Source organism: Endozoicomonas sp. ONNA1 (assembly GCF_024606325.1).
GTDB lineage: Bacteria > Pseudomonadota > Gammaproteobacteria > Pseudomonadales > Endozoicomonadaceae > Endozoicomonas_A.
Map to the genome: position 1 here is coordinate 1 of NZ_JAHHPN010000111.1, position 2,665 is coordinate 2,665.

Annotated in this window: 3 protein-coding genes; 1 reads left to right on the forward strand and 2 read right to left on the reverse strand. The window is 45.6% G+C overall.

Features of this window, described 5'->3' with window-relative positions; all coding sequences use genetic code 11:
* The coding region (locus KDK19_RS02575; protein WP_257291285.1) for a hypothetical protein at positions 1-479 on the reverse strand (479 nt) is incomplete at its 3' end.
* Positions 480-584: 105 nt separating this feature from the next.
* The gene (locus KDK19_RS02580; protein ID WP_257291286.1) at positions 585-1,580 is read right to left on the reverse strand and encodes a hypothetical protein; all 996 of its coding nucleotides are present in this window, start codon (positions 1,578-1,580) and stop codon (positions 585-587) included.
* A 389-nt stretch (positions 1,581-1,969) separates the two neighbouring features.
* On the opposite strand from KDK19_RS02580, the gene KDK19_RS02585 reads away from it, so the two are divergent.
* Positions 1,970-2,665: hypothetical protein (locus KDK19_RS02585; RefSeq protein ID WP_257291287.1), on the forward strand; the 696-nt coding region annotated here is incomplete at its 3' end.

The window sequence follows — 2,665 nt, forward strand, 5'->3', positions numbered from 1 at the left end:
TCAAATAGCTGACTGAGGCTGGTCTGTTCATTGACCTGAATCACCAAAGGTGCTTCGAGATCATTGATCCAATGACTGGCCTGGGCTTGTTGCTGATACGTGATGGTCTTAAAGGCGGTCTGATCGCTCATTGAGTGCTCATCGTGTTCTGTCAATCCCAGTGCTTTTGGCTGCCGTTTTGAATGAGCCATCTGAACTCGGGGCTCCAGGCCAGTGGTCTCGCGTATCGTCTGCAGTGAACCCAGCAAACGAAACCAGAGTGCCTCTGTAAGGGGAGAAGTGACGGTGACGACACCACCTGCCCGAACCTGTTCCAACAGAGAGTTGTTGGGAACTGCATAGCCCTCTGGGGCAATGGCAATCGGGTTCAGCCATTCGGCAATATTACTCTGGTTGATGATGATCGGGTTTCGTGGTGCGTTACCAGAGTGAGAAATGCTCCTGAACAGTGAATGAAGCTCGTTCTTCCCTACCGGCATTTGATAAAACTGAACATCCTCGGGTAACTGACAGATCTTGCCATTACTCTCAAAACACTTTTGAACCAGAATCTGCCGAATCGTCTGTTCAAAGGCCAGATCCTGTCAGTTAGCCCCTTTCAGAATCACCCTCTGACCGGCACTCAACGACTCAAGCCTGCCGGGAATATGCCGGATTCGCCCTTGTTTATCCACTCCGGGGCCACCCAGCAGCAACTGTCGCCAATGACTATGCCAGTGACAATCAATAAGAACAGTATCACTTTCATCCATAGCACTTTCCGTAGCACTTTCGGTGCTGGGGAATTCAGCCAATACAGGATGGACTTTGTTGAAGTCCATCGCTTGGTCATTGCCAGTCTGTGGGTCGAACTGCCAGGTATTTCCCGGCCGATTAATTCTCCGCCAGAAATCAGCACCCGGAGCAACGGCTCCCGAAGCAACGGCTCCCGAAGCGACGGCTCCCGAAGCGACGGCTCCCGGGGAGTCTTCAGTTTGGCCAACCGATGCCAATTGTGCAGGGTCTGCCACGACCAGCAGAGAAACATGCTCGGCCAGGGGGCGTTTCTTCTGGCTGACTTTGTCGTACAGACAGGGGGTAGCCGGGTCCAGCAGATCGTTAAATTTGGGCAGATCCTCGCTGGTGAGCTTGCGGATATCGATCACCAGGGTTAATGGCTGTGGACTTTCAAACAGCTTGCCCGCTAGCAGAGTGTGGCGACCATCGTCAGCAATGTTCAACCGGCTCACCAGATTAGCCTGTGAGAGGTCATCGGGGTGGGAGATAAGTGTGACATCGCGATTTTCGTCGATGGTCTGGGTCACTAGCAGCTGTCGAACCTCATCATCGCTGGCGACAAAACGAAAATCGAAGGAATTAGAGGTCTTACGGAACGAGGTATCTGTTGGGGATACGGTTCTCGCTTTGTCAGGAAAGGTAATCTGAGGAAACGATCTATTGAATTCGGTAGTGACATCAGAGCAGATGTCTACCTTTGACAATGAATCCAGCTTTGCTCTCTTCCTCGCTGGCACGTTATTATTAAGCTGTTCACTAGCAAGAATGCGTTTGCTTTTTTCCACACCAATATGACCATCCATAGTCAATCTCTCTCCTGTCATTCGAAGAACTGCATTGAAACTGCTTGATCGTTTGACCTTAAAATCAGGTTGAAGTTCCTTTTAGACATAGGTTGCTAGCTGGCTAGTTGGTTAGTTAGATACTTATTGCCGAAAGAGTATTTCTCAGTACGCTTGATTAATAGCTAATCCATTACTACTTTTGGATGCAGTTAATTGAATAACTAAAGAATGCTGTGAATAACTTTTAGTACTGTAATGTGTACAAAAGTACCACTTATTAATAATTGGAGTGTTCAATTGTAGGTCTTGAGCATGCTCTTTAACAGACATAGCGACAGGGATTACTGAAGAGGCATTATACGAATTATTAAATTTTAAAAAATGACTAAAAATGGAATTTTCTTACTATGAAATTATTGATGTTTTTTTGCTGCCTGTTTCTGAATGCTTCGCACGTGCTAGCTTTTGGCTCACTTTCTCATGATAATCATCATAAAGTCTTAACTCCGGCGCTTAATGGGAAGTCTTTTTCTCAAATGGTTCCTATTGAAAAAAATAGTGCTGATAAAATGTTAGTTGATGCTTTTAAGGAAAAAGAAATAGCGATTTTTAAAGGCTGGAAAGACCCCTTTCTTGAAAGTAGAACAAACAAAGTGACAAAAGAGTTCCAGGAACTCGATTACAAAAAGAATACAGGTGTGTCTAAAAAAGAAAAGGATAATTTCTACCAGCCAGGCCATGAAAAAAATGAGGATGACAATAGCGCATCTGTCTTGAATGTTTTTTTACCTTTATTACTCGATACTGCTAACAATGTTTTTTTGAAAGTTGATACAAGTGACATACACGGAATTATCAGCCTCGGTAATTCAAAAAAAGAGGGAACAGCGAGTGAAAGAGGTGATCGGGTACCTGAACAAAATAGTGAACAGGCCAGGGGGCAAAACCAACAGGCATCATCGCGGGTGAAATCTGGAAAGCGCAAGAGAGATAAGGATGCAGAGCTTAACTTTGATGTATCGGACTTGTCACCTCAGGAGGCAGCCGGGCATTTTTTAGATACTGTTAATACACTGGCCAGGGAGCATGATTTATCCATCGAA

Coding starts and splice junctions, on each gene's coding strand:
- KDK19_RS02580 (WP_257291286.1), bottom strand. CDS start 1,580: ATGGATGGTCATATTGGTGTGGAAAAAAGCAAACGCATTCTTGCTAGT.